Annotated in this window: 1 protein-coding gene; it reads right to left on the minus strand. The window is 49.8% G+C overall.

Features of this window, described 5'->3' with window-relative positions:
- Positions 1-21 precede the first annotated feature (21 nt).
- On the minus strand, positions 22-207 hold a 186-nt coding region (locus tag LJE08_RS14905; RefSeq protein WP_255650378.1), incomplete at its 5' end, for a phosphoribosyltransferase family protein.

A 207-nucleotide genomic window follows, 5' to 3' on the forward strand; every position in this document is an offset into this window, starting at 1 on the left:
GAAAAACCAACCGATCAGCGACTAAAATTCCATCAGCGTCTTCGTATCGATACCGCGCAGATGCTTACGGCCTTCCAGCTCTTTTAATTCAATCAGGAAAGCTGCACCAACGACTGTACCTCCCATTTGTTCAACCATGTCAATCGTAGCACCAATCGTACCGCCAGTAGCCAGCAGATCGTCAACTACCAAGACGCGCTGACCAGG

It is taken from the genome of Holdemanella sp. DFI.5.55 (assembly GCF_020593575.1).
Taxonomy (GTDB): Bacteria; Bacillota_I; Bacilli_A; order Erysipelotrichales; family Erysipelotrichaceae; genus Holdemanella; species Holdemanella hominis.